This is a genomic window from Pseudomonas sp. GR 6-02 (assembly GCF_001655615.1).
Lineage (GTDB): Bacteria > Pseudomonadota > Gammaproteobacteria > Pseudomonadales > Pseudomonadaceae > Aquipseudomonas.
This window is the reverse complement of record NZ_CP011567.1, coordinates 4,036,761-4,058,696: the sequence shown is the minus strand read 5'-3', so window position 1 is coordinate 4,058,696 and position 21,936 is coordinate 4,036,761. Positions and strand designations below refer to the sequence as shown.

17 protein-coding genes are annotated in these 21,936 nt (G+C 60.7%); 5 read left to right on the top strand and 12 right to left on the bottom strand.

Annotated elements, in window-relative coordinates; all coding sequences use genetic code 11:
• Positions 1-30: 30 nt before the first annotated feature.
• From PGR6_RS17830 to PGR6_RS17775, 12 genes are read right to left on the bottom strand one after another with little or no spacing between them, the layout of a single operon-like run.
• Positions 31-1,950 (bottom strand): hypothetical protein, encoded by a 1,920-nt coding sequence (locus PGR6_RS17830; RefSeq protein ID WP_064618745.1) that lies wholly within the window; start codon positions 1,948-1,950, stop codon positions 31-33.
• Positions 1,947-3,251 (bottom strand): oligosaccharide flippase family protein, encoded by a 1,305-nt coding sequence (locus PGR6_RS17825; RefSeq protein WP_064618743.1) that lies wholly within the window; start codon positions 3,249-3,251, stop codon positions 1,947-1,949. The genes PGR6_RS17830 and PGR6_RS17825 overlap by 4 nt, the downstream gene beginning before the upstream one ends.
• Positions 3,248-4,249 (bottom strand): polysaccharide deacetylase family protein, encoded by a 1,002-nt coding sequence (locus PGR6_RS17820; protein ID WP_064618741.1) that lies wholly within the window; start codon positions 4,247-4,249, stop codon positions 3,248-3,250. The genes PGR6_RS17825 and PGR6_RS17820 overlap by 4 nt, the downstream gene beginning before the upstream one ends.
• Before the next feature lie 12 nt (positions 4,250-4,261).
• Positions 4,262-5,398 (bottom strand): glycosyltransferase, encoded by a 1,137-nt coding sequence (locus PGR6_RS17815; protein WP_064618739.1) that lies wholly within the window; start codon positions 5,396-5,398, stop codon positions 4,262-4,264.
• Positions 5,391-6,359: a glycosyltransferase gene (locus PGR6_RS17810; RefSeq protein WP_018925572.1), complete on the bottom strand. Its 969-nt coding sequence runs from the start codon at positions 6,357-6,359 to the stop codon at positions 5,391-5,393. The genes PGR6_RS17815 and PGR6_RS17810 overlap by 8 nt, the downstream gene beginning before the upstream one ends.
• The gene (locus tag PGR6_RS17805; RefSeq protein ID WP_064618737.1) at positions 6,356-7,723 is read right to left on the bottom strand and encodes an O-antigen ligase family protein; all 1,368 of its coding nucleotides are present in this window, start codon (positions 7,721-7,723) and stop codon (positions 6,356-6,358) included. Before PGR6_RS17805 ends, PGR6_RS17810 begins: the two co-directional genes overlap by 4 nt.
• Positions 7,720-8,775: a glycosyltransferase family 4 protein gene (locus PGR6_RS17800; protein WP_064621314.1), complete on the bottom strand. Its 1,056-nt coding sequence runs from the start codon at positions 8,773-8,775 to the stop codon at positions 7,720-7,722. Before PGR6_RS17800 ends, PGR6_RS17805 begins: the two co-directional genes overlap by 4 nt.
• 32 nt (positions 8,776-8,807) lie before the next feature.
• Entirely contained in the window at positions 8,808-10,403 is a 1,596-nt protein-coding gene (locus PGR6_RS17795; RefSeq protein WP_064618735.1) for a GumC family protein, read from the bottom strand.
• Positions 10,404-10,420: 17 nt separating this feature from the next.
• Positions 10,421-11,449, bottom strand: a complete 1,029-nt coding sequence (locus PGR6_RS17790) for a polysaccharide biosynthesis/export family protein (protein ID WP_064618733.1) — start codon at positions 11,447-11,449, stop codon at positions 10,421-10,423.
• 23 nt (positions 11,450-11,472) lie between these two features.
• Positions 11,473-12,117: a CpsD/CapB family tyrosine-protein kinase gene (locus tag PGR6_RS17785; protein WP_064618731.1), complete on the bottom strand. Its 645-nt coding sequence runs from the start codon at positions 12,115-12,117 to the stop codon at positions 11,473-11,475.
• A complete protein-coding gene (locus PGR6_RS17780) occupies positions 12,118-12,864 on the bottom strand; it encodes a sugar transferase (RefSeq protein ID WP_018925578.1) in 747 nt (248 codons plus the stop codon). It abuts the gene before it with no gap.
• A gap of 11 nt (positions 12,865-12,875) precedes the next feature.
• On the bottom strand, positions 12,876-13,919 hold the full coding sequence (locus PGR6_RS17775) for an NAD-dependent epimerase (RefSeq protein WP_018925579.1): 1,044 nt from the start codon (positions 13,917-13,919) through the stop codon (positions 12,876-12,878).
• A gap of 468 nt (positions 13,920-14,387) precedes the next feature.
• Here PGR6_RS17775 and PGR6_RS17770 point away from each other — a divergent pair, with 468 nt between their 5' ends.
• The 5 genes from PGR6_RS17770 to PGR6_RS17750 all read left to right on the top strand — a co-directional run bounded on the left by PGR6_RS17770 (position 14,388) and on the right by PGR6_RS17750 (position 21,931).
• Positions 14,388-16,085: a sulfatase-like hydrolase/transferase gene (locus tag PGR6_RS17770; protein ID WP_018925580.1), complete on the top strand. Its 1,698-nt coding sequence runs from the start codon at positions 14,388-14,390 to the stop codon at positions 16,083-16,085.
• 111 nt (positions 16,086-16,196) lie between these two features.
• Positions 16,197-16,865, top strand: a complete 669-nt coding sequence (locus PGR6_RS17765; RefSeq protein WP_018925581.1) for an ABC transporter ATP-binding protein — start codon at positions 16,197-16,199, stop codon at positions 16,863-16,865.
• 1 nt (position 16,866) lies between these two features.
• Complete coding sequence (locus PGR6_RS17760; RefSeq protein ID WP_064621312.1) at positions 16,867-19,338, top strand: ABC transporter permease; 2,472 nt, start codon at positions 16,867-16,869, stop codon at positions 19,336-19,338.
• On the top strand, positions 19,328-20,398 hold the full coding sequence (locus PGR6_RS17755) for a lipocalin-like domain-containing protein (protein WP_064618729.1): 1,071 nt from the start codon (positions 19,328-19,330) through the stop codon (positions 20,396-20,398). The genes PGR6_RS17760 and PGR6_RS17755 overlap by 11 nt, the downstream gene beginning before the upstream one ends.
• A 690-nt stretch (positions 20,399-21,088) precedes the next feature.
• Positions 21,089-21,931 (top strand): cyclase family protein, encoded by an 843-nt coding sequence (locus tag PGR6_RS17750; protein ID WP_225609293.1) that lies wholly within the window; start codon positions 21,089-21,091, stop codon positions 21,929-21,931.
• The last annotated feature ends 5 nt before the right edge of the window (positions 21,932-21,936 follow it).

Genomic DNA, 21,936 nt, shown 5'->3' with positions numbered 1-21,936 from the left:
GATTCAGACCGCCGAATAACTCATGGACGTTCATGAGGCGCTCCAGCTCAGGGCGAACAGGGTTTGCCCTGGCAGGTCGAAGCTGACGCGACCGTCCTGACAGTTGAATTTGCCTTCGCGACTGCGGCTGTCGGCACCAAAATACACCAGCGCTCCCTTGGTCAGCGGGCAGGTCGCCCCGGCCAGATCGACACGCTGCAAGCGCGCGCCCTTATTGACGCCCAACAGGCTGCGTTGGTGTTCGGTGGCCATCGCCAGCACGTCGACTTCGAAGGCGTCGTTGTCCAGGCGCATGACGTTTTTCAGCCAGTGCTGCCGGATGAATTGTTGGGCCAGGCCCACCGGTTTGAGCTCGAAACGATCGCCGCCCAGCACCCGCACCATGCCTTTGGGGTAGTTCGGTTCGTCGGCGGCCTGGAACCAGTTGAGCATGTCCAGCAAGCCGTCCTGCGCCGAGTTGATGACCACCGAGGCCCACCACAGCGAAGCGAAATGGGTTTCCTGATCGTAGGGGCTCAGGCTTGAGCCGCTGGACAGGTTGGTCTGGTCCAGCAGCAAGGCCTTGCGTGGCCGGCCCTTGGCATCGAGGCCCACCAGCTCGGCGGCGCGGCGCACGCTGTCGCGGTAGACCCGGGTCGCCAGCAGGTCGCGAACCATCCATTCGTGCCAGGCGAGGGCGTCGATCTGCTCGCCGGATTCAGCCAGCAGGCGCCGTGCCCAGTCGATACCGCGCTTGTCGGCAGCATCGTCGGTGAACGGGCCGTTGACGAAGCGTGAACTGGCGGGCATGGCAATGCGAATGCCGGCCTTGGCGTTGGCCGGATCGCTGCGCACTTGCCGGGCCATGCTGTTGAAGATCGCCTGGTAGTTGGCGTAGCTCGAGTAGTTGAGATTCGGCTCGTCGGCGAACGCGATGTAGTGAGTGCCGCCACCACCGAGGGCACGGGTGGCGGCGAGCCAGGCGTCGAGGCCGGCGTTGCTCACGGTGTCGGCGCGCAGATCGGCCTGACGCTGGCTGCCGGCCAACAGCGTAATGTCCTGCGTAATGCCGAAGCGGTTCTGATAGAGCTGGCGGAACGCATCTTCGTGGTGCGGATTTTGCGCCGTGACGTCGACGAAACTGTAGTAGGAACCCGCCTGAGGCTTGAGGGCGTCGAGCGCCGCGAAACTGGATTGCGGCGGCAGCACGTAGGGCAAATAAATGCCCAGGTTCGGGGTCGGGCCGAGCGTCTCTTTATGCAGGGTCAGCCGGGTCTGGCCAGCGTCCTCGCGCAGCGGCTTGAGTTGCTGCGGGTTCTGGGCGAACAGGTTTGCCGTGCCATCGAGCCAGAACGCGACCTTGCCGCTGCCTTGCAGGCGCAGGCGCCAGACTTGTTCGTCCTGGGTGACGGGCAGTTCGAGCTGATCGAATTGCCAATAGGCGCGATAGGGCTTGAGCATCAGCGACACTTGTTTGTTATCACCCACACGCTGCGCCTGCAGGGCGCCGACTCCACCATGAAACTTGCCGGCCAGTACCGCGTGTTCCCCCGGTGCGATTTTGAAATACAGCTCATCGCCGCCACGGGCTTCGGCGCTGAAATGCACCTTGGCCGGGGCGAATAACGCCACGGTGTGTTCGTCATGTTCGACGGTGTAGCGGCGGAAGCTGTAGCCCGGAATTTCCAGTCGATAACTGGCGGCACCCGGCGCCAGCGGCCAGCTCTGCTTGCCGCGTGTTTCACTGGCGGCGATCCGGCGATCACCCTTCAGGTTGCCGTTGCCGTCGAGCAGGTACAGGTGTTCTTCGTTGGCATCGGCCTGCCACGCCGGGACCCACTGGATGGTCAACGTGTCGGGGCGATCCGCTTGCAGGTACAGGCTGCCGTCGCGAATGTCGGTCCAGCGCATGGGCGCCGCCTGAGCACTCAAACCAAGGCCCAGGCTCAACAGCAGCACCAGGGGTTTCATGCTGATTTCCGTTGCAGTATCTGAAGCATCGGTGCCACATCACTGGGCAGGATGATCAGGGTTTGCCAGAAGGGTACGCCGCTCAACCGGCAGTACATCACCAGCAGCGCGACGGTCACCGCCAGGTAGGCGATGGACGATGCCGCCGCAGCACCGACGATGCCATACAGCGGGATCAGCAACAGGTTCAGGGCCAGGTTCAGCAGCGCGCCGAGGCCCACCAGCAGCGAAACCGTGCCGGGTCGATTTTTGCCCAGCAAGTCCAGGCGCAGGATGCTCGCATAGCAAAGACCGAGCAGCCCCGGCAGCAGGGCCAGCAAGGCCGGGTAGGCCGGTTGATAGGCAATGCCGAACAGGGTGACGATCAGCCATTGCCCGATCACGGCCATGGTCAGGCAGGCACCGAGCATCACCGTGGCGGTCAGGCGCAAGGCCAACGGCGTCAGGCGTTCCATGCCTTCGTCCTGTTGCAGCAGGCGTTTCATCAGGGGTGTGGTCACCGCTTCCGGGACGATCAGCAGCAACTCGGCGGCAGCGCTGGCCATGGCGTAATGACCCAATGCCGTACTGCCGAGCAAGGCACCGATGAACAGGTAGTCGGAGCGCAGAATGACTTGCTGGAACAACAAATCGGGATGGCTACGGGCGCTGTAGCGCAACAGTTCTTTCTGGCTGGCGCGGTCCCATTGCAACGTCAAGGGTTGCGCACGGTTGAGCCAGACCCAGCCAGCCAGCACCACCAGGCTGATGCCGGCCAGCCAACTGATCAGCGCCGCTTCCAGCGCGGCGTCTTTCCACATCCAGAACAAGGCGATAAACAGCAGCAGTGGCGCCAGCGACTCCACCAGCCGCAAGGCATTGAACGCCACCACACCGCCCGACGCGTTGTGCAAGGTCAGCAGGCCGCTCTTGAGCACGGTCAACGGCACCGCCAGCAGCAACAGCCAGGCGAGCAATCCCAGTTGTGTGGTGATGTCGAGTTCGCTGCCGAACTCGCGGGTCAGCGCCACCACCAGCAACGTCAGCAAACCCGCCAGCAGGCAACCGAATACCAGCACCTGACTCAGCAGCAAACCCATGGGCCGTTGCTTGGCCGCCTGGTAACCCACCGCCGAATTCAGCCCGCCGCTGGTGGCTGCGCTGATCAAGTCGGGCAGGGTACTGAGCAGCGCAAACAGGCCGCGCTCGCTGGGCCCCAGAATCCGCGCCAGCAATACGTTACGCAGCAGGCGCAGGCCGATCATCGCCAGTTTGGTGCCCATGCTCAGGGCCAGGTGTTTGAGGTAGTGGCTGCGACTCATGGCCGGGCTCCGCGGTAGATGCGCCACGACAGCAACTCCGGGTTGCGTGCCGTGCGCTGGCTGATGCCGATCCGTGGTAAGGCCAATGGATCTTCGACGCCACGGTAAATCCCGCTGGCGGTGCCCAGGGCAAACGCAAAATCGTGGTCGGCCACATGCTCGCGCACCCGCGCATCGTGGTCGCCATTGGGGTAGCAATAGACCGGCAGCGGCCGGATGCAGCCGTTCAACAGTGCATTGCGGCTGCGGCTCAACTCTTCATCCAGGTGTTGATCGTCAAGCTCGGTGAGTAGCGTGTGGCTGGCGCCGTGAGGGCCAAAGCGGATCAACCCGCTGGCTTCCAGCGCGCGCACTTGATGCCAGTCCAGGGCCTGGGGCAACGACTCTTCAGGGCATTGATTGGTGAGCCGGTTCAGTTCGCCCGGCGGCAGGTTTTTCAGGCTTTGCAGAAAATGCAAAAGCGCCAGGCTACGGCGCTGCACATCCAGATCATCGAGCAGCACCGGTAACGGTCGCCCGATCTGTCGCAGGCATTCAATCAAGTGCGTCCGGGCTTTTTCACCATGGCTGTGCCACAGGGTTTCCCCCAGGCTTTCCCACCAGAAGCGTTGCCGGCTGCCGATGAAATCGGTGGAGAGAAAAATACTCGCCGGCATCTGATACCTTTTCAACAACGGAAAGGCATTCAGCGCGTTGTCGCGCCAGCCATCGTCGAAGGTCAGTGCGACTTTGGGGCGCTCCGACATGGCGGTGCCGGGTTGCAGAATTTCCATCAGCGGCACGCAGTCGAAGTGTTTTTTCAACCAGAGCAGCAGATGGGCAAAGGCCTTCGGCCCCACGCACAGTTCATTTCGATGAGGCAGGTCGGCGGCACGGTCATTGGGCAGCACCCGGTGCAGCATCAGGATCACCCCGGCACCGTGCAGTTGGTGGCGGCCTACCGGCGAGTTGAGATAGAGCCAGCCACTGGTGCGTTTTAATAATTGTCTGATCGCCATGGCGCGGTCCTGTCAACGATTTTGCTCGGGGTTCCACTGCGCGTACCGCTGTCCACGCAGGAACTGCCACAGACCGATACTCATCCCGGCAAGGGTCACCAGAAAGAAGCCGGCGAGGCGAAAGGGTTTGGGCAAACGGTGTTGCACATCCAGCAGGCCGGCGATGGCCACCGCATAACCGAGCAGTTGCGCGATCAGGCTCAGGCGATAGAAGCCATGGACGTTCCACAGCCAGAAGTTGCTCAGCAACAACGGCAGTAACAGGATCGGTGCCAGGCGTCGAATCAGTTTGTGGCTGATCAGCGCAATCGCATACAAGCCATGGCGCCATGGGTTCAACAGTTCCCGGCGCTGGGCCAGGCTCTGCAAACCACCGACGGTGACGCGCAGACGACGGCGCCATTGTTTGTCGATCTCATCGACGCCCTGGTCGATCACCCGGGCTGTGGGCACATAGACAATGCGTTTGTGCGCCACCGGCGCGCAGGTACTGATAAAGAAATCATCGTTGACCTCCGACGGCACGTTCTGGAACAACTCGCGACGCAGGGCGAGCAGGGCGCCGTCGGCGGAGACCATGCAGCCGGTACGATTTTCCACCATGCGCAGCCAACCTTCGTAGTGCCGATAAAGGCTGTCGCCCAGGCTCAGGCCCTGGCCCGCCACCGGGATCAACATGTGCCCGGCGCAGGCCCCGACCTGTGGATCGGCCAGGGGCGCGAGCAATTGGCCGAGGGTGTCGGTCGACCATTGGTTGTCGGCATCGGTGAACACCAGAATCTCGCCCGTGCTCAGGGCAACGGCGGCATTCAAGGTGGCTGCCTTGCCCTGACGGGGCAGGTCGAGCACGCTGATGCGCGGGTCGATGACCTTGCGGGCGCAGGCCACGGTGTCGTCGGTGGAGCCGTCGCTGGCCAGAATGATCTGTAGCGAGCGCGCCTGATAATCCTGGGCGAGCAGGATGCGCAACTTTTCTTCGATGTACTGGGCCTCGTTGTGCGCGGCGATGACGATGCTCACGTTCATCGGCTGTGCCGGCCCATGACGCCGCGCGGGAAATAACGGCGCGAGCAGCGTCAGCAGCAGCGGGTAGCCGAGCCAGGCGTACACCGGCAATAACAGGCACCACCAGAAAATGAATTCAGCCACGGGCGGGTCTCCTGGCATTCCAGCGACAAAGGCTCAGGATGAGCGCGGCACCCGCCAGGTGCAGACGCACCCAATGCAGGCCCCAGAGTTGCAGCATCAGGCGCAGGTCGCGGTGTATCAGGCTCTGGCGCAGACTTTGGGCGAGCGCTGGCAGGCTGGTGACGAACAGCATGAATAGCGCCAGTAGGGGGAAACCGTTGAGCAGGGCGGATAGCGCCATGAAATCCAACACCCAGGCGATGATCGACAGCATCGGGAAACGCAGTAAACGCAGATTCATGCCGTGGCTGCGCAGTAATTGCAGGTGACTGCCCTGACGCCAGAACTCCTTGCCCATCCATTCGCGCCAACTGCTCTCGTAACCCCAATGCAGGGCAACGCTCTGGTTGACGGCCAGCAGGCGTGCGCCAGAGTGGGAAAGGCGCATGGTGAAATCTTTGTCTTCGCCGGTGCGCAGGTTTTCGTTGAAGCCGCCGACCTTGTCGAACCATGGACGACGCATCAACAGGTTGGAACTGGGCAGCCATCGCACTGCTTTCATGGTTTCATCGTTCGGGCGCAACGTGCGGCGTTGCCAGGCATTGGCATACCACGGGGCTTCGGCCGGGGTGTGCAGGTCCAGTCCCAGGACGTCGACCTGAACCGCGTGTTGGATGCTCAACAACAGCGTGAGCCAGTCCTCGGGCATCTCGATATCGGCATCGATGAAGCCCAGCCACTCGCCTGTCGCCATCGCCGCCCCGCGATTGCGCAGGGCGCCGATCAGCAGCCCGGGCAGCACCAGCACCTGCGCCCCGAGCTGGCGAGCGATGTGCGGGCCCTGATCGTTGGAGCCGTTATCGACCACGATCAGCTCGCATTCCATCCCGGCAGCTTGCGCGGCTTTTTTCGCGGCAAGCAAGGTGCGGCCGATGTGTCTGGCCTCGTTGTACATCGGGATGGCAATGCTGATGCGGTTCATGCCCTGGCCTCCGTCGGCGGACGTTCTTCAGCCTTGAGGCGCAACACCCAGGTCAGGGCGAGCATGATCCACAGGTACTTGTGATTCGGTGCGCTGAGGAACATCAAAAACAGTGTCAACGACAGATAACTGATGCCCAGGTGGGTGATCAGGTCGGCCTGTTCCCAATCCCGTCGCAGCATCCAGGCTCGACGGGCGCGGACCAGGTTGTACATCCCAAGGCTGAGCATGCCGACGAACAACAGCCCGGCGGGAATCCCCAGTTCACTGAAGATTTCCATGTAGGTGTTGTGAGCACGGCGGTACAAGTCGCCGGGTTTGCGGTTGGCGGAAAACACCTTGGCGTAACCGGAGGTGGCGTAGTGCAGCGGGAAGGTGCCGGGGCCGGAGCCGAGTAACGGGTGTTCACGAATGATCTGGCTGCCGACCACAAGGTATGACGTGCGGCGGCCGAGGGATTCGTCCTGGCTTTTGGCGCCTTCTTTCAAGACGCTCAAGGACTGGATGCGCTTGAGGTAACCGGCCGGCATCGAATAAATCCCCACCGGGATCACGAGCGCAAGGCCGAGCATGGCAAAACCCAAGTGGCGCGGCCGGATGCGTGGCAACTGCGCGCGGTAGTGCCAGGCGCCGATCATCAAGCTCAGGAACAGGACCACCAGCCCGGAACGGGAATCGGTTTTGGTCATGCCGCCCAGCAGCAAAATGCAGCAGCCGCCCCAGAACAATCGGTGCAACAGGTTCGGGCCGCGGATCACCAGCAGCAGGGCCAACGGCACGGCGAAGGCGATCAGCAGGGCAAACGAATTCGCGTCTTCCAGCAGCCCGGCGGCACGGCCCTGGTCCTGATACTTGGTGGAGAACATGGCCAGCACAGAGGTTGCGGCGACGCTGAGGGTCACCAGCCGGGCGAACAGATCGAGGTTCAAATCACGGCCAATCAGCAAGGTGATCACAAACAGCACCAGGCCGACGCTCAAATCCCGTAGATGACTTTGGGACATGTCCATGCTGTCGGTATTGATCATACTCAACCCGTACAACACCATGAATCCGATCAGGTAGCGCCAGATGTTGCTGCGCAGGCGCTCGGACGGAATCTGGTGAATGGCCAGTTGCAACATCAGGACCAGTGCCAGTGACGCACCGATGAATTTGGTGCCTGACAGCGCGTTGCCCTTGAAGAAACCTTCGAACGGCACCAGCGCCGCGATGCCCAATAACCCCCAGGCGGGTTTTCGGTAGAGCACACCGACAGCGACCATGCCCAGTACCGCGCCGGGCGCCAGATAGGGGTAAGGGCTGGCCAGCAAACCGAGGCAGACCAGGGCGAGCAGACTGACGATCGAGAGCGGAAAGATCACGCGCGTGCCTCCCGTGCAGTACGGATATAAAGCTGCGACCAGCGTTCGGCCAAGGCCTTCAGGTCGTAACGGTCCTGTTGCGTACGTCTTGCGTTGTCGATCAGTTCGCGAGCCAGTACCGGCTCACTCAGCAGCGTGTCGAGCTGCCGGGCGAGGGCGACGCTGTCGGTGGGGGGCGCCAGCAGACCGTTGTGCCGATCCTCCAGCACATCGGGAATTCCGCCGACGCTGAACGCCACCACCGGCACTCCGGCCTGCATTGCTTCGAGCAAAATCATCGGCGTGCCCTCGGTGCGCGAGCTGATCACCAGCGCATCGAGTTGCGGCCACCAGCGGTTCATGTCGGTCTGGTAACCCGGCAGGGTGATGCGGTTGTGCAAGCCGGCGGCGGCAATTCGCGCCAGCAGGGTTTCCCGTTCCGGGCCATCGCCGAGCATCACCGCGTCCAGTTGCGGATGTCGGTGACACAGCGCAATCAGCGCATCGAGAAACAGGTCCGGGCCTTTTTCATGGGTCAGCCGACCGACGTAGCCCGCCAGCCAGCGTGGGTGTCTGGCGTTGTGGGGCAGCAGGCCGTTGGCGGTTGGCAGACCATTGGGAATCACTTGCAGCTTCTCCGTTCGAACACTGGCCTTGCGGTGCAGCGCTGCGATGCTTTCGGCCACGCACACCACCCGATTCACCGATGCGGTGCGGCACAGTTGCAGGCTCAGCCAGCCGTAGAAGCGTTGCTTGCGACTGCGCGGGGTGAAACCGTGCTGGGTAATCACCAATGGCAAGTCAAACAATGTCGCGCCGACCCAGCCAAACACCAGGCCTTTGAAATTGTGCGTATTGATCAGCGGATGTTCAGCCCGCCGATAACGTAAATGACCCAGCAATTGCCCCAGTCCCGCGAAAGCACGGCAATCGACCCCGGCCTCGCGGAACCGGTCGATCAGGGCCGGCGGCGCATCCAGAAACAGCACCTGGTGGTGCCCTGGCGTCGCCAGGCAATGGTCCAGCAACATCCGCTCAGCGCCATAAAAGCCGCCGCTGCTGATCAAATGCATGATCGGCAGCGCGCTGGCGTTGAGCGGCCCGTTCAATGGCGCACCCAATACATGAAGCTAGGCACGGTCCAGTTCTTGTGCGGGTTGTTCGGCAGGACGTCCTGATCGTTGATCACCAACAGCACCGGCAAGCCCAGTTCATGGGTGATTTGCGCTGGATGTTTGAAGCTGTGATCGAAGAACTCACGCACGTAGACGAAGGCAATCGCCAGCAGCAGACCGGTCAGCATGCCGAACGGAATGATCAGCAGCGGTTTGGGAAACGCCACCTCGGTCGGTTCGAACGGCGGGCTGAGCACCCGGGCGTTGGACAAATCGCTGTCCAGCGCGCGGGCGGTGCTGCTTTCGGCAAAGCGCTGGGCGTAGGTGGAGAACGCCGCGTGCAAGGCATTGATCTCGGTATCCATCTGCTGCAACTTGCTCTGCGCCACTTGCAACTGGTGGATACGGTTCTTGAACTCGGCGATGCGCGCGGTTTTCTGGTTGATCACCGAGGTGACAATCGCCAGGTCGCTGGTGCGTTCCTGAATCCGGTTGCTGACGATTTTCAGGAACTGCTGACGGGTTCGGGTAATTTGCTCACGGGCCAGCAGCATCGGTTCGCTGCCCGGCTGGAACACCGCCAGGTCATTCATGTAGCGACTGACTTGAGTCGTCAGCTGCTCACCGATCTGCCGGATCTCCCGGTCTTCGAAGGCAATGTTGTCCACCGTGGTGGTGAAGGTGAAGGGGAAGGTGTAGTCGTTGAGCCGAGAGGTATTGTTGGCCGCCGCCAGCGCGGTTTTCAGGTAGTCGAGCCAGCGCTGGCTTTGCAGCAAGCGATCCTGATACTGGTTCAGGTTCTCTTCCTCGGTGTTGATGGCGTTGAGGCGGAAGGTGATTTCTTCCTTCGGATCGGACGCACCGATCTTTTCGAGCAGCGCCAGTCGAGTGCCTTCCAGGCCATCGAGCCGCACCTGATACTGCTTCTTCTTGGTTTCGTAGAAGCTCTGTGGCAGATCGATCGATTGCAGTTCCTGACGGCTGGCCAGGTAGTTTTGCAACATCGTTGCGACAAACCGGGTGCCTTGGGCCGGATCGCTTGAGCTGTAGATAATGGAGATCACGTTGGAGCCGGGCAGGGTGTCGATCTTCAGGTTATCGATGGCCTCCTGGGTGAAGGTATCCAGGGAGGTGTCCCGCACCGGATCGATTGCAAGCCCGAGCGCGCCGCGCACCGGGTTGATCACGTATTCACGCAAGGGGTTGGTCACGAAACGCTGGATCGGTACGGTCACCAGTTTGTTGAAGGCCCCGGGGTTGGGCGTGTATTCGCCTTTGGCCTGAAGGTCACTGATGGTCTGACGGATCAGGGCCGGCGAGCGCAGGATATTGCTCTCGGTTTCCATATCCGCCAGTGATGGCGGAATGAAAGAGGCGTCGCCTTGGGTCAGGGATGTGGTGGCGTCGCCCTGAGAGAGTTTTTTGGACTGCACGAGCACCTGCGCGGTGATATCGAAGCTCTGTTTGAGCACCAGCGGCAGGAGCAGGGCGATCACTGCAAAGATCAGGAAGATTCGCTTCACCAACCGCTTGTTGGCGAAGAAGATCCTGAAGAACTCATGCAGGTAGTTTTCCTTTGGGTTCATGATGGGTCACCTGAGAGTTAGTTACTGCCGTTGCTGCCTTTGTTGTCGACGCGGTAGGCGAAACTGAAGCCCACCCCCTGAAACAGCACCACGTCCGCCAGTTGCCGTGCGAGCTCACCGGCGCTGGCCAGTTTGGTCTTGGGCACGTAGAGCATGTCGTCCGGTTGCAGGTAAGCAATCTGCGACGCGTCACCGGACAAGGCTTTCTCCACGTCGTAGTGCACAGCCTGCACCTGGTTGCCGTTACGGCGCATGATCACCACCGAGTCGAGCCGGGCCTTGATGCTGGTGCCACGGGCCAGGGTCAACGCTTCGAGCACCGAGACCGGGCGGCGAATCGGGTAGGAGCCCGGCTGCCCGACTTCACCCAGCACATAGATTTCGTTGCCCGACGTGGATTTGAGCATGACGTCGACTGTCATCCGTCCCGGCAATTGCGCGTAGCGTTGATTGAGGAACGTTTCGAGCTGGTTGACGGTCATGCCTTGCAGCGGCACGGAGCCGATTTCCGGAAAACTCGCATAGCCGTCGTTGCCCACGGTGATCTCCCGGCTCATGCCGGTAGCGGGGTGGTTCAAGGCGCTCTTGAGGTTTTGCTCGTTGCTCAGCGGGCTGGTGACCTGCACGGTCAACTGGTTGCGATTGGGCTGGAACAGGGCTTTGCGGTTATAGGCGCGCTGGATTTCCTCCCGGGCCTGGACCGAGGTCATCCCGGCGATTTTCACTGAGGTGTTGGCCCCCGGCAGTTCGATGGTGCCATCGGGCAGCACCAGTTGCGTGCCGTTGAGCTGGCTGGCTGCGGTGAAGTTCAGCGCGACCTGGTCGCCGGACTGAATGCGGTAAGCCTCCGAGCCACTGGTGCTGACGTGGAAGATCACGTCCAGCACGTCCTTGGGCCGCAAGGTCTGTTCGACCTTGGGCATATCGGTGGCCTGGGCGTTGGCCGGCTCGGCCGTGAGGATCTGCACCGGCATGTTCTGGGTTTCACTGGTGCTGGAGCAACCTGCAAGCGGTAGCAACAGCAGGACAAGCACTTTGGCATTCATGACTTCATCCTTCAGGTGGGTGCTTACAGGTTTTTGTAGAGCCATTTGGGCATGTAGTACTTGCGCCGGTTGAAGACGCTGCCCACCAGTTTCGCGCCGGCCTGGGTCAGGCGCTGGGCCGCGGCCTGGGCCACTTCCCAGCGGGTGTCTTCCGCGCGCACCACCATGATCACGCCGTCCACCAAAGTGCTGATGACCAGGGTGTCGACGGCCTCATACACCGCATCGCCGTCGATCACCACGAAGCGATACCGATCGCCCAGTTGCTCGAGCAACGGGCTCAGTTGTTCGCGGGTCAGGTGCTCGGTGCCGCGGATGTGCCGCCCGTTCGGCAGGATGTGGAAGGGCAGGCTGGAGACGGTCACCAGGCAGTCCTGCAGCAGCGGCGGGGAGTCGTTGAACAGCAGATCGCGAAAGCCGCGCTCTTTGCTCAACCCCAGCTGATGCGTGAGGTTGCTCGCCGACTGGCTGGCGTCCACCAGCAGCACTTGGCCGCTGCTCATTGACGCCAATTGGGTGGCCAGCGCCAGGGCACTGGTGGTGGTGCCCGTGCCTGCGTTGGCAGCGGTCAGAAAAAGGATCCGCAGATCCAGGTCGAGCACGGTCGAGGTCAGGTTGGACTCGCTCGGGCTGGCGATGGTCAGGCTGTTATTCGATGAACCGTCCATTTAACTCGCTCCGTGGCCGTTGAACACGATGAAGGGGGTTTTCAACAGAATCTTCAGATCAAGCAACAGGCTCTGCTCGGCGATGTACGTGAGGTCCAACTCAACGCGCTGGTCGAAGTCGATATTGCTGCGCCCGGAGATCTGCCACAGACCGGTCATGCCGGGGTAGATGCTCAGGCGTGCAAGGTGGCTGTCCTTGTAACGACGTGCATTGAACGAGGTGGGTCGTGGACCTACCAGGCGCATGTCGCCGCTCACCACATTGATCAGGTTGGGTAATTCATCGAGGCTGCTGCGCCGCAGGAAGCTGCCGATGGGCGTAATCCGCGGGTCGTTGTCGATCTTGAAGTCGATGGCGTCGGCGCCGTGCTTGTTCAGATGCCGCAGGGACTCCTTGAGCTCCTCGGCGTTGGCCACCATGGTGCGGAACTTGTACATGCCGAACATGCGGCCGCGGTAGCCGGTGCGTTGTTGCACGAACATCACCGGCCCCGGGCTGCTGAACTTGATCGCCAGTGCCAGCCCCAGCAGTACCGGGGAAATCAACAGCAAGATCACCAGTGCACCGAGGCAGGCGAGCACCCGATTGGTGCGCGACAGGGTCCAGGGCCGACCGCCGTTGCGGCCGGTCACCCAGCCGTGACCCTGCACGTGGATCGCCTTGTCGAGGCGCATCCGGTGCTCGGGATCCAGGCGATTATCATGCTGCATGTGATCGAGCAACATGCCTTTTTCATGTCCAGTCATAGAGTCCTCCGCTAAAGCCCGGCCATGAATGGCGAGTGGGCGCTACGCAGTGGGTAGTAGTCACGGAACCAGGCGATGAATCGTCCGAGTCCTTCATCCAGCTCTATCCGTGGCTGGAAACCGGTGGCCAGTGCCAGATCGCTGGCATCGGCGCAGGTGTTGAGCACGTCGCCCGGTTGCAGGGGCAGCAACTCGACGAGGGCCTTTTGCCCCAGGTGCTTTTCCAGCAGTGCCAGGTAGTCCTTGAGCGCTACCGGCTGCTGTCCGCCAATGTTGTAAATGCGCCATGGCGCCATGCTGCTGGCCGGGTCCGGTTGCTCGCGGCTCCAGTCCGGTGCCGGCTGCGGCGCGCGTTCGACCAGGCGGGCGATGCTCTCGATGATGTCGTCGATGTAGGTGAAATCCCGCTGGTGCTGGCCGTAGTTGAACAGCTTCAACGGCTGCCCTTCGGCAATCGCCCGGGCGAACTGGATCGGCGACATGTCGGGTCGGCCCCAGGGGCCGTACACGGTGAAAAAACGCAAACCGGTGCAGGGAATGCCGAACAGATGGCTGTAGCTGTGGGCCATCGACTCGTTGGCTTTTTTGGTCGCGGCGTACAGCGACAACGGATGGTCGACGTTGTCTTTGACTGAATATGGCGTGTGCTGGTTGGCGCCGTACACCGAACTGGACGAGGCATAGATCAAGTGCCTGACCGGGTGGTGACGGCAGCTTTCGAGAATGTTGAGGAACCCGCTCAGATTGCTGTCGAGGTAGGCCCGAGGATTTTCCAGGGAGTAACGCACCCCGGCCTGCGCCGCGAGGTGAATCACCACTTGCGGTTGTTCACACTCAAACAGTGCGTCGAGGGCCTCGGCATCGGCCAGGTCGACTTTCGCGAGGGGGAAATCGCCGACCTGCTCGCGTACCCAATCCACGCGGTCATGTTTGAGTTGCGGGTCGTAGTAGTCATTGAAGTTGTCCAGCCCGCACACCTGATGCCCGTCGCTCAAAAGCCGCAACACACAATGGGCACCAATGAAGCCGGCGGCTCCAGTGACGAGTATCTTCATGATCGTGGCGCCTCTGGAGCTGCCAATGCCGCAGCTTGGATGAGGCCGACGCAACACGTACCCAATACGTTCACGTCCATATTGGCGTGCCTCGTAAGACGGTGGATGTAACTGAAATGAGACTGTCAAAAGGGGTATAGCCCAGCCTTGGGAAAGCGTGTCAGCAAAATGACGGGTAGCGCGGGCTGGAAACCCTGATTTCATGGGCTATTTGGTATCAAGTGCTTGCCGTTGCTGGATTTGTCGCGGTTTTGAGGGGTTTCAAGAAAACGATAAACGGTCGAAAGGCTTGTATTACAAGGGTTACAGGCGTTTTGAAGCGTCAGATTTGAGTTAATGTTTTTTTGACGCTTTTGGCAAAAAACCGGCATTTCTTGCGCTTTCATGGCTCGGTGCTAGTGTCAGAAAATGGCTGATAATCATTGGTTTCCATTTGCCAATGGCAGCCATGGAGGTACTGCATCCACCATGATCCGATACTTCAAGGAACTGTTGCTGGTTCTGTATTTACTCAAAAGCTACGACTATTACCTCGATCGTCTCGAGGCATTGGGCATCGGTTTGCCGATGTTGCTGTATGGCGGGATGTTCGTTGTGCTGACGATCGCGCTGTTCATGACCGCCTATATTCGTCAGACACTGGTCCGTCATTTGTTTGCGTTGGCGCTGTTTGGCTCGGCGATTTTCTTTGACGTGTATACGCACGTGACCGCCAGTTACCTGACCTACAGCAGCTTTGTGTCGCTGGTGTATTCCGGTGGGTTCATTCAGGAAGCGGCTTACCAGTACCGCGATGCGATCATCAGTGCGACGGTCAGTGGCTTGTTGCTGCTGTTGGGTATCGGGCTCAAGCCGCGTCGACGGTTGCCGTTGCCGGGGGCGTTGTTGGCGGCGGCACCGGTGCTCGGCGTGCTGCTGCTCAGTGTCGTGCTGTTCGTGCGGGCCGGCGAGGGCGCCCGTGGCTTGCCGATCATGTACACGCCGTTGGCCTATCTGAATCTGTTTACCTATGAAGCGTTGCACAACACCGTCGGCCCGCGCGAGCCGGTGAGCCTGGCGCGCATCGATCGGCCGGTGGGTTACGACATCGTACTGATCATCGACGAGAGCATTTCCGGTAATTACCTGGACATCAACACGCCATTCGGTGTGCACAGCAACCTCAAGGAAGCACACCCGGGCGTGGACATCTTCAATTACGGCTACGCCGCGTCCATCGCCAATTGCAGCGCCGACACCAACGTCACGTTGCGCTATGGCGGCACCCGTGGCGATTACATGCGGATCAACACCACACTGCCGTCGATCTGGCAGTACGCGAAAAAAGCCGGGCTGCGCACGGTTTACATCGATGCCCAGCGCACCGGTGGCAACTTGCAGAACCTGATGAGCAATGCCGAGAAACAGGACATCGACGAGTTCGTGCAATTCGACCAGACCAGCGTGCGTGAGCGAGACATGGCTGCGGCGGCCAAGCTGATCGATCTGCTCAACGACGGCATACCGGAGCTGGTGGTGATCAACAAGGTCGGCGCGCATTTCCCGGTACACGACAAATACCCGGACGCGTTTATGGCGTATCGCCCGACCTTGCCTCGGGGGCAGTTTGTCGAGGTGGCGGACACGGGCACGCGCGAGGGTTTCAATGGGCAGCCGAACGATTGGGTGTTGTACCGCAATGCCTACAAAAACACGGTGCTGTGGAATGTCGGCGAGTTCTTCTCACGGGTTTTCGCCCAGGCGGATATGCGTAATGCGCTGATGATCTACACCTCGGACCACGGGCAGGATCTGCATGAGCGCGGTAACCCGGGGCTCAACACCCACTGTGGCAGTGACCCGGTGGAGGAAGAGGGGTTGGTGCCGTTGGTGGTGATCTCGGGCAGCGATTTGAAGACGATGGACTGGCAGGCGCAGTTGCCGGCCAACAAGGACCGCTCCAGTCACTACAACATCTTCCCGACGTTGTTGCAGTTGATGGGCTATGACCTGGCGGGGATCGAGGCGGTGTATGGCAAACCGTTGAGCGTGTCGACGGCGGATGACTTCACTTTCAACTATCGCTTCAATGCGCGGCTCGGTGCTGTGCCTGCGTGGAAGTACATCGATCTGAAGAGCATTGTGACGCCGGGGCCGGTGGTGCCGAGTGTGGCGGTGGGGCAGTGAGATTTTGATGAAATGGCCTGGCCTTATCGCGAGCAGGCTCGCGATAAACGATAACGCGGTCTTGCTGCCGTCCGCTATCCTAGGCCAACTGCCTTCAACGAGCCTCCTCTCATGCTTTCGGTCCAGGGCGTCTTCAAAAGCTACGCCACCCCCCAAGGCCCATTGCCGGTATTACAAGGCGTCGACCTCACGTTGAAACCCGGCAGCAGCCTGGCGTTGATGGGCGAGTCGGGCAGTGGCAAAAGTACCTTGCTGCACCTGATCGCCGGCCTGGACAAAGTCGATCGCGGCAGCATTCGCAGTGGCGAGCATCGGCTGGAACAGATGAACGAAGGCCAATTGGCCCACTGGCGGCGCACCGAAATCGGCCTGGTGTTTCAGCAGTTCAACCTGATCGGCAGTTTGCGGGTCGAGGACAATCTGGCGTTTCAGGCGCGTCTGGCCGGGCGCCACGATCCGCGCTGGCAAGCGCATCTGGTGCAGCGTCTTGGGTTGGTGGATCTGTTGCAGCGCTATCCGGAACAACTGTCTGGCGGGCAACAGCAACGAGTTGCGCTTGGCAGGGCGTTGGCCTCGCAACCGAAACTGCTGCTGGCCGACGAACCCACCGGCAGCCTCGATGAAGCCACCAGCGATGAGGTGTTGAAGTTGTTGCTGGAGCTGCTCGACGACAGCCCGACGACGTTGTTGATGGTCACCCACAGCCCCAGGGTCGCCGCGCGGCTGGCGGAAAAAGTGGTGCTGCACAATGGCCGTCTGGCTGGCGCGGACGAGCGCTGAAGTGCGGGTTTTTCGCGAGACATTGCGGGCGCTGCTCAGCCATTGGCGGCAACATCCGGTGCAATTTTTCAGTGTGCTGACCGGGCTCTGGCTCGCCACCAGTCTGCTGACCGGCGTGCAAGCGCTGAACAGTCAGGCACGGGAAAGCTACGCACGGGCCAGTCAGCTGATCGGTGGCGAACCTCAAGCCAGCCTGAGCGCACCCGGCGGCGGGGTGTTCCCTCAGCAATTGTTTATCGACCTGCGTCGCGCGGGTTGGCCGGTATCGCCCGTGTTGCGAGGCCGGGTGACGCTCAAGGGCCATGAAGACCAGCGCTTGCAGTTGATGGGCATTGAACCGGTGTCGCTGCCGGCCGGTTCCGCAGTGGCCGGCCGGTCGTTGCCGATCGAGCAGGTCGTCGAGTTCTTCACGGTGCCGGGCAGCACCTGGATTTCGCCGCAGACCTTGCAGGCGTTGGGCTTGCACGAAGGTGAAACACCGACGGCCGAGAGCGGCATCGCCTTGCCGCCACTGCGTGCCCAACCCGACATGGCCTCCGGTGTGTTGCTGGTGGACATCGGCTTCGCCCAGCAGATTCTGCAATTGCCCGATCAACTGTCACGTCTGTTGCTGCCCAAGGATTTCACCGCGACCCTGCCTGATCAGTTCAAGGGCCAACTCCAGCTCATCAGCAGCGGCGAAGAAAACAATCTTGCACGCCTGACCGAGAGCTTCCATCTGAACCTCGATGCCTTGGGCTTTCTGTCGTTCGTGGTTGGCCTGTTCATCGTCCACGCGGCGATCGGTCTGGCGCTGGAGCAACGTCGAGGCTTGCTCAGAACCCTGCGCGCCTGTGGCGTCAGTGCGCGAATGTTGATTGCCGGCCTCGCCGTCGAGCTGGGTGGTCTGGCGTTGATCGGTGGTGTCGCTGGCGTGGTCAGCGGCTACCTGCTGGCCGGCGTGCTGTTGCCGGACGTCGCCGCCAGTTTGCGCGGCTTGTACGGCGCCGAAGTGCCGGGACAGTTGAGCCTCAGCCCGCTGTGGTGGTTCAGCGGCATCGGTCTGAGCCTGCTCGGCGCGTTGCTGGCCGGTGCCAACAGTTTGCTGCGAGCGGCGCGTTTGCCGTTACTGGCGCTGGCCGATCCGCAAGCCTGGCATCAGGCCCACGCGCGCTGGTTGCGGCGCCAGGGTTGGGTCGCGGCGATGGCTGCGCTGATCGCGGTGTTGGCGTTGATGTTCGGCGACAGCCTGAGCAGTGGTTTCGTGCTGATGGCCGCGTTGTTGATCGGCGCCGCACTGGCCTTGCCGGTGGTGTTGAACAGTGTGCTCAACCGGGTGCTGCGGCGCAGTCGCTCGGTGCTCGGCCAATGGTTTGTCGCCGATTGCCGTCAGCAGTTGCCGGCCCTGAGCCTGGCCTTGATGGCGCTGTTATTGGCGCTGGCGGCGAACATCGGCGCCGGCAGCATGACCGCCGGTTTCCGCCAGACCTTCAACAACTGGCTCGAACAACGCCTGACCGCCGAGTTGTATGTCAATCCGCAAAATCCGGCCCAGGCCCGAGAGCTTTACACATGGCTCAAACAACAACCCCAAGTCAGCGCGGTGCTACCCAACTGGCAAGTGTCGATTCAGTTACAGGGTTGGCCGGCGGATGTCTTCGGCGTGATCGATCACCCGACCTATCGCCAGCACTGGCCGTTGCTGGAGGCCTTGGGCGACGCCCCTTGGGAACGACTGGCCAAGGACGACGCGCTGATGCTCAGCGAACAACTGGCCCGGCGGTTGAAGGTGCGCCTGGGTGATCACATGACCATTGCCACGCCCAACGGTCCATGGTCGCCACGGATCGTCGGGATCTACGCCGACTACGGCAATCCCAAGGGCCATCTGCTGGTCAACATCAATCACCTGCTGCGCGGCTGGCCGCAGCTGACACCCAGCCGTTTCAACCTGCGCATCGAGCCCGCGTCGATTCCCGCGTTCCTGGCCGCGCTGCAAGCGCGCTTCGCCCTGGACGACAGCCGCATCGTCGATCAGGCCCGGCTCAAGGGTTGGTCCACACAAGTGTTCGAGCGTACCTTCGCCGCCACCGCCGCACTCAACAGCCTGACGCTTTGCGTCGCGGGCGTGGCGCTGTTCATCAGCCTGCTGACCCAGAGCCAGAGTCGCCTCGGACAACTCGCGCCGTTGTGGGCGCTGGGCGTGACGCGGCGACAGTTGATGCTGCTCAACCTCGGGCAGACCTGGTTGCTCGCGGTGCTGACATTGGTGCTGGCATTGCCGTTGGGCATCGCATTGGCGTGGTGCCTGGACACGGTGATCAACGTGCAGGCCTTCGGCTGGCGCTTGCCGCTACGGGTGTTTCCACTGCAACTGTTGCAGTTGATGGGCCTGGCCTTGCTCGCCACGTTGCTCGCGTCGGCGTGGCCGTTGTACTCGCTGTATCGCACGCAACCGGCGGATCTGCTGCGGACGTTTGCTCATGAAGATTAAAATCTGCGTGTTGCTGCTGGCGTTGCTGAGCGGCTGCGACAACACGCCTGCGCCGGAAAAAGGCTTCGCCGGCCTCGGCCATCAGGCCACCGCATTTACCCCGGTGGTGCCCGGGCGAGAATTCAGTTTCCCGGCGGACCACGGCGCCCACGATGGCTTTCGCATCGAATGGTGGTACGTCACCGCCAACCTCAAGGACGATCAGGGGCACGAGTTCGGCGCGCAATGGACGCTGTTTCGCAGCGCCTTGAAAGCGACGCCCGAGCAACCTGGCTGGGCCAGTCAGACTATCTGGCTGGGCCACGCGGCCGTGACATCCGCCACCGCACATCATGCCGCCGAACGCTATGCCCGAGGCGGTGTCGGCCAGGCCGGAGTGACCCTTAAGCCGTTCAATGCATGGATCGATGACTGGCGTTTCAGCAGTCAGGCCACCGACGAAAACCCGCTGGCAGACCTGCAACTCAGCGCCCGCGACAAGGCGTTCAGCTACCAGCTTCGACTGACGTCAAGCCGGCCATTGGTACTTCAGGGAGACAAAGGCTTCAGCCAGAAATCCGAACAAGGCCAGGCTTCGTACTACTACAGTCAGCCTTTTTTCCAGGCCAGCGGCACCCTCGAAATCGACGGCAAAACCTACACGGTCAACGGCCCGGCCTGGCTCGACCGCGAGTGGAGCAGCCAACCGCTGACCGCCAATCAGACCGGTTGGGACTGGTTCTCCCTGCACCTGGACAGCGGTGAGCAAGTGATGCTCTACCGCATGCGGCAAAAGGACGGCGCGCCATACCTCACCGGTACCTGGATCGACGCTCAGGGGCAGACGCAGTTGCTGCACGCCGACGATATCAGCCTCACACCGCAAGACACCGCCAAGGTCGCCGGGCGTTCGATGCCTGTGCGCTGGTCGATCAACATCCCGGGCAAGCACCTCGAAATCACCATCGATGCCCTTAATCCCAAGGCCTGGATGGACTTGCGCATTCCTTATTGGGAAGGGCCGGTGCGGCTGAGCGGCAGTCATGGCGGGCAGGGGTATCTGGAGATGACCGGGTATTGAATTGGAGTTCTCGGCGCGACACTATTCGGTGAAATTGAAAGATCTGAAAGCAGGGCAGAGCGTTGTGCTGACCTGTAACGATGTGCTGAAAGTGACCAGCCGGCACCCAAGCTGATCATTACTTGTACGTATTGATTGTTCTTGTGCGGATAGCTGTATAAGAACAATCAATTTTAATGGTCGAACTGGTGATTTTAAGAAGTTTGTAGACGTTGTGTAAGCGGGGCCTTACGAAATATTACGTGCATAAATTTCATGTTTGTATACGAGGACATATCTGCCAAATTCTATTAAAATCCTTCCCGTTCGCCCGGTGTCAGGGCTCTTTACCGGTGCATGGATTGCCAAGGCCATTACACTGGGCGAACACCTTCTTTGGGAGGTGCTGTTTAAAAGTTTCGGATATAAAAATGGGCGACCTTGGGGTCGCCCATTTTTATTGGAAGATCTAAAGCTGCTTCCGCAAGCGCTGTCCGACCACATCCATCAAATCGCAACCGTCCTGCAACGGGATGGCCAACCCGCGTAAAGTGCCGCGAGTCGATGCATAGTGGGGCGCCTGGACGGTTACGGTGATGCATTGAAACGATCAATATTGATACTCTCCAATACACAAACCTCTTCAGGATCAACGAACGGGGAGTAGAGAATGGCTGGAGCCACAGCTGGGCTCGAGGGTAGGAGTCCTTAATGATCAAAGGGGAGCCAATCGTTATGGCGAGATCAAAGCAAAACAAGAGCTGTTTTAAACGGGTATCCATCGGCGTACTGGCCGCTTTGCTGTCGGTCGGCGTCGCTAAAAGTTTCGCAGAGGATAAGGAAGTCAAAGGAATGCAGAGTATTCAGTTTCGAAAGGTCATTGACCTCAGCCATGTCATTAGCACGACGATTCCACTGTGGCCCAACGACCCTCCAGTGACATTCGACGTGGTGGCTTCACAGGAAAAAGACGGTTATTACCTGCGGCGTTTCAGCATCGGCGAGCACAGCGCTACCCATATGAACGCGCCCAATAGTTTTCACCCCAATGCCATCGGGATTGATGCCTATAAACCAGAGTCCCTGGTGCGCCCGGCCGTTGTGATTGATATACGAACCCAGGCTCGGGATAACCCGGATTATGTGATTGGCGTCCAGGACATCGAAAAATGGGAACAGGCTAATGGGCGCATCGCCCAAGGCTCTGTTGTGCTGTTTTATACGGGATGGCAAGCCTTGTGGAACGATCCCAAGCGCTTTATCAATGAAGACGCGAAAGGCCCACACTTTCCCGGTGTGGGCGCTGCTACGACCCAGTTTCTGCTTGAAGAACGCCAAATCGCCGGTGTCGGTATCGATACACATGGCGCTGATCCAGGTCAGGATACGGTTTATGCCACCAACAGCCAGATTCTGGCCAAAGATGGCATTGTCCTGGAGTGCCTGACTAATCTCGATCAGCTACCTGCGAAAGGCACGACACTGGTCATTGGCGTGCTTCGACTCAAAGAGGGGTCGGGTTCTCCTGTTTCCGTAATGGCGTTTGTACCCTGAGCCCA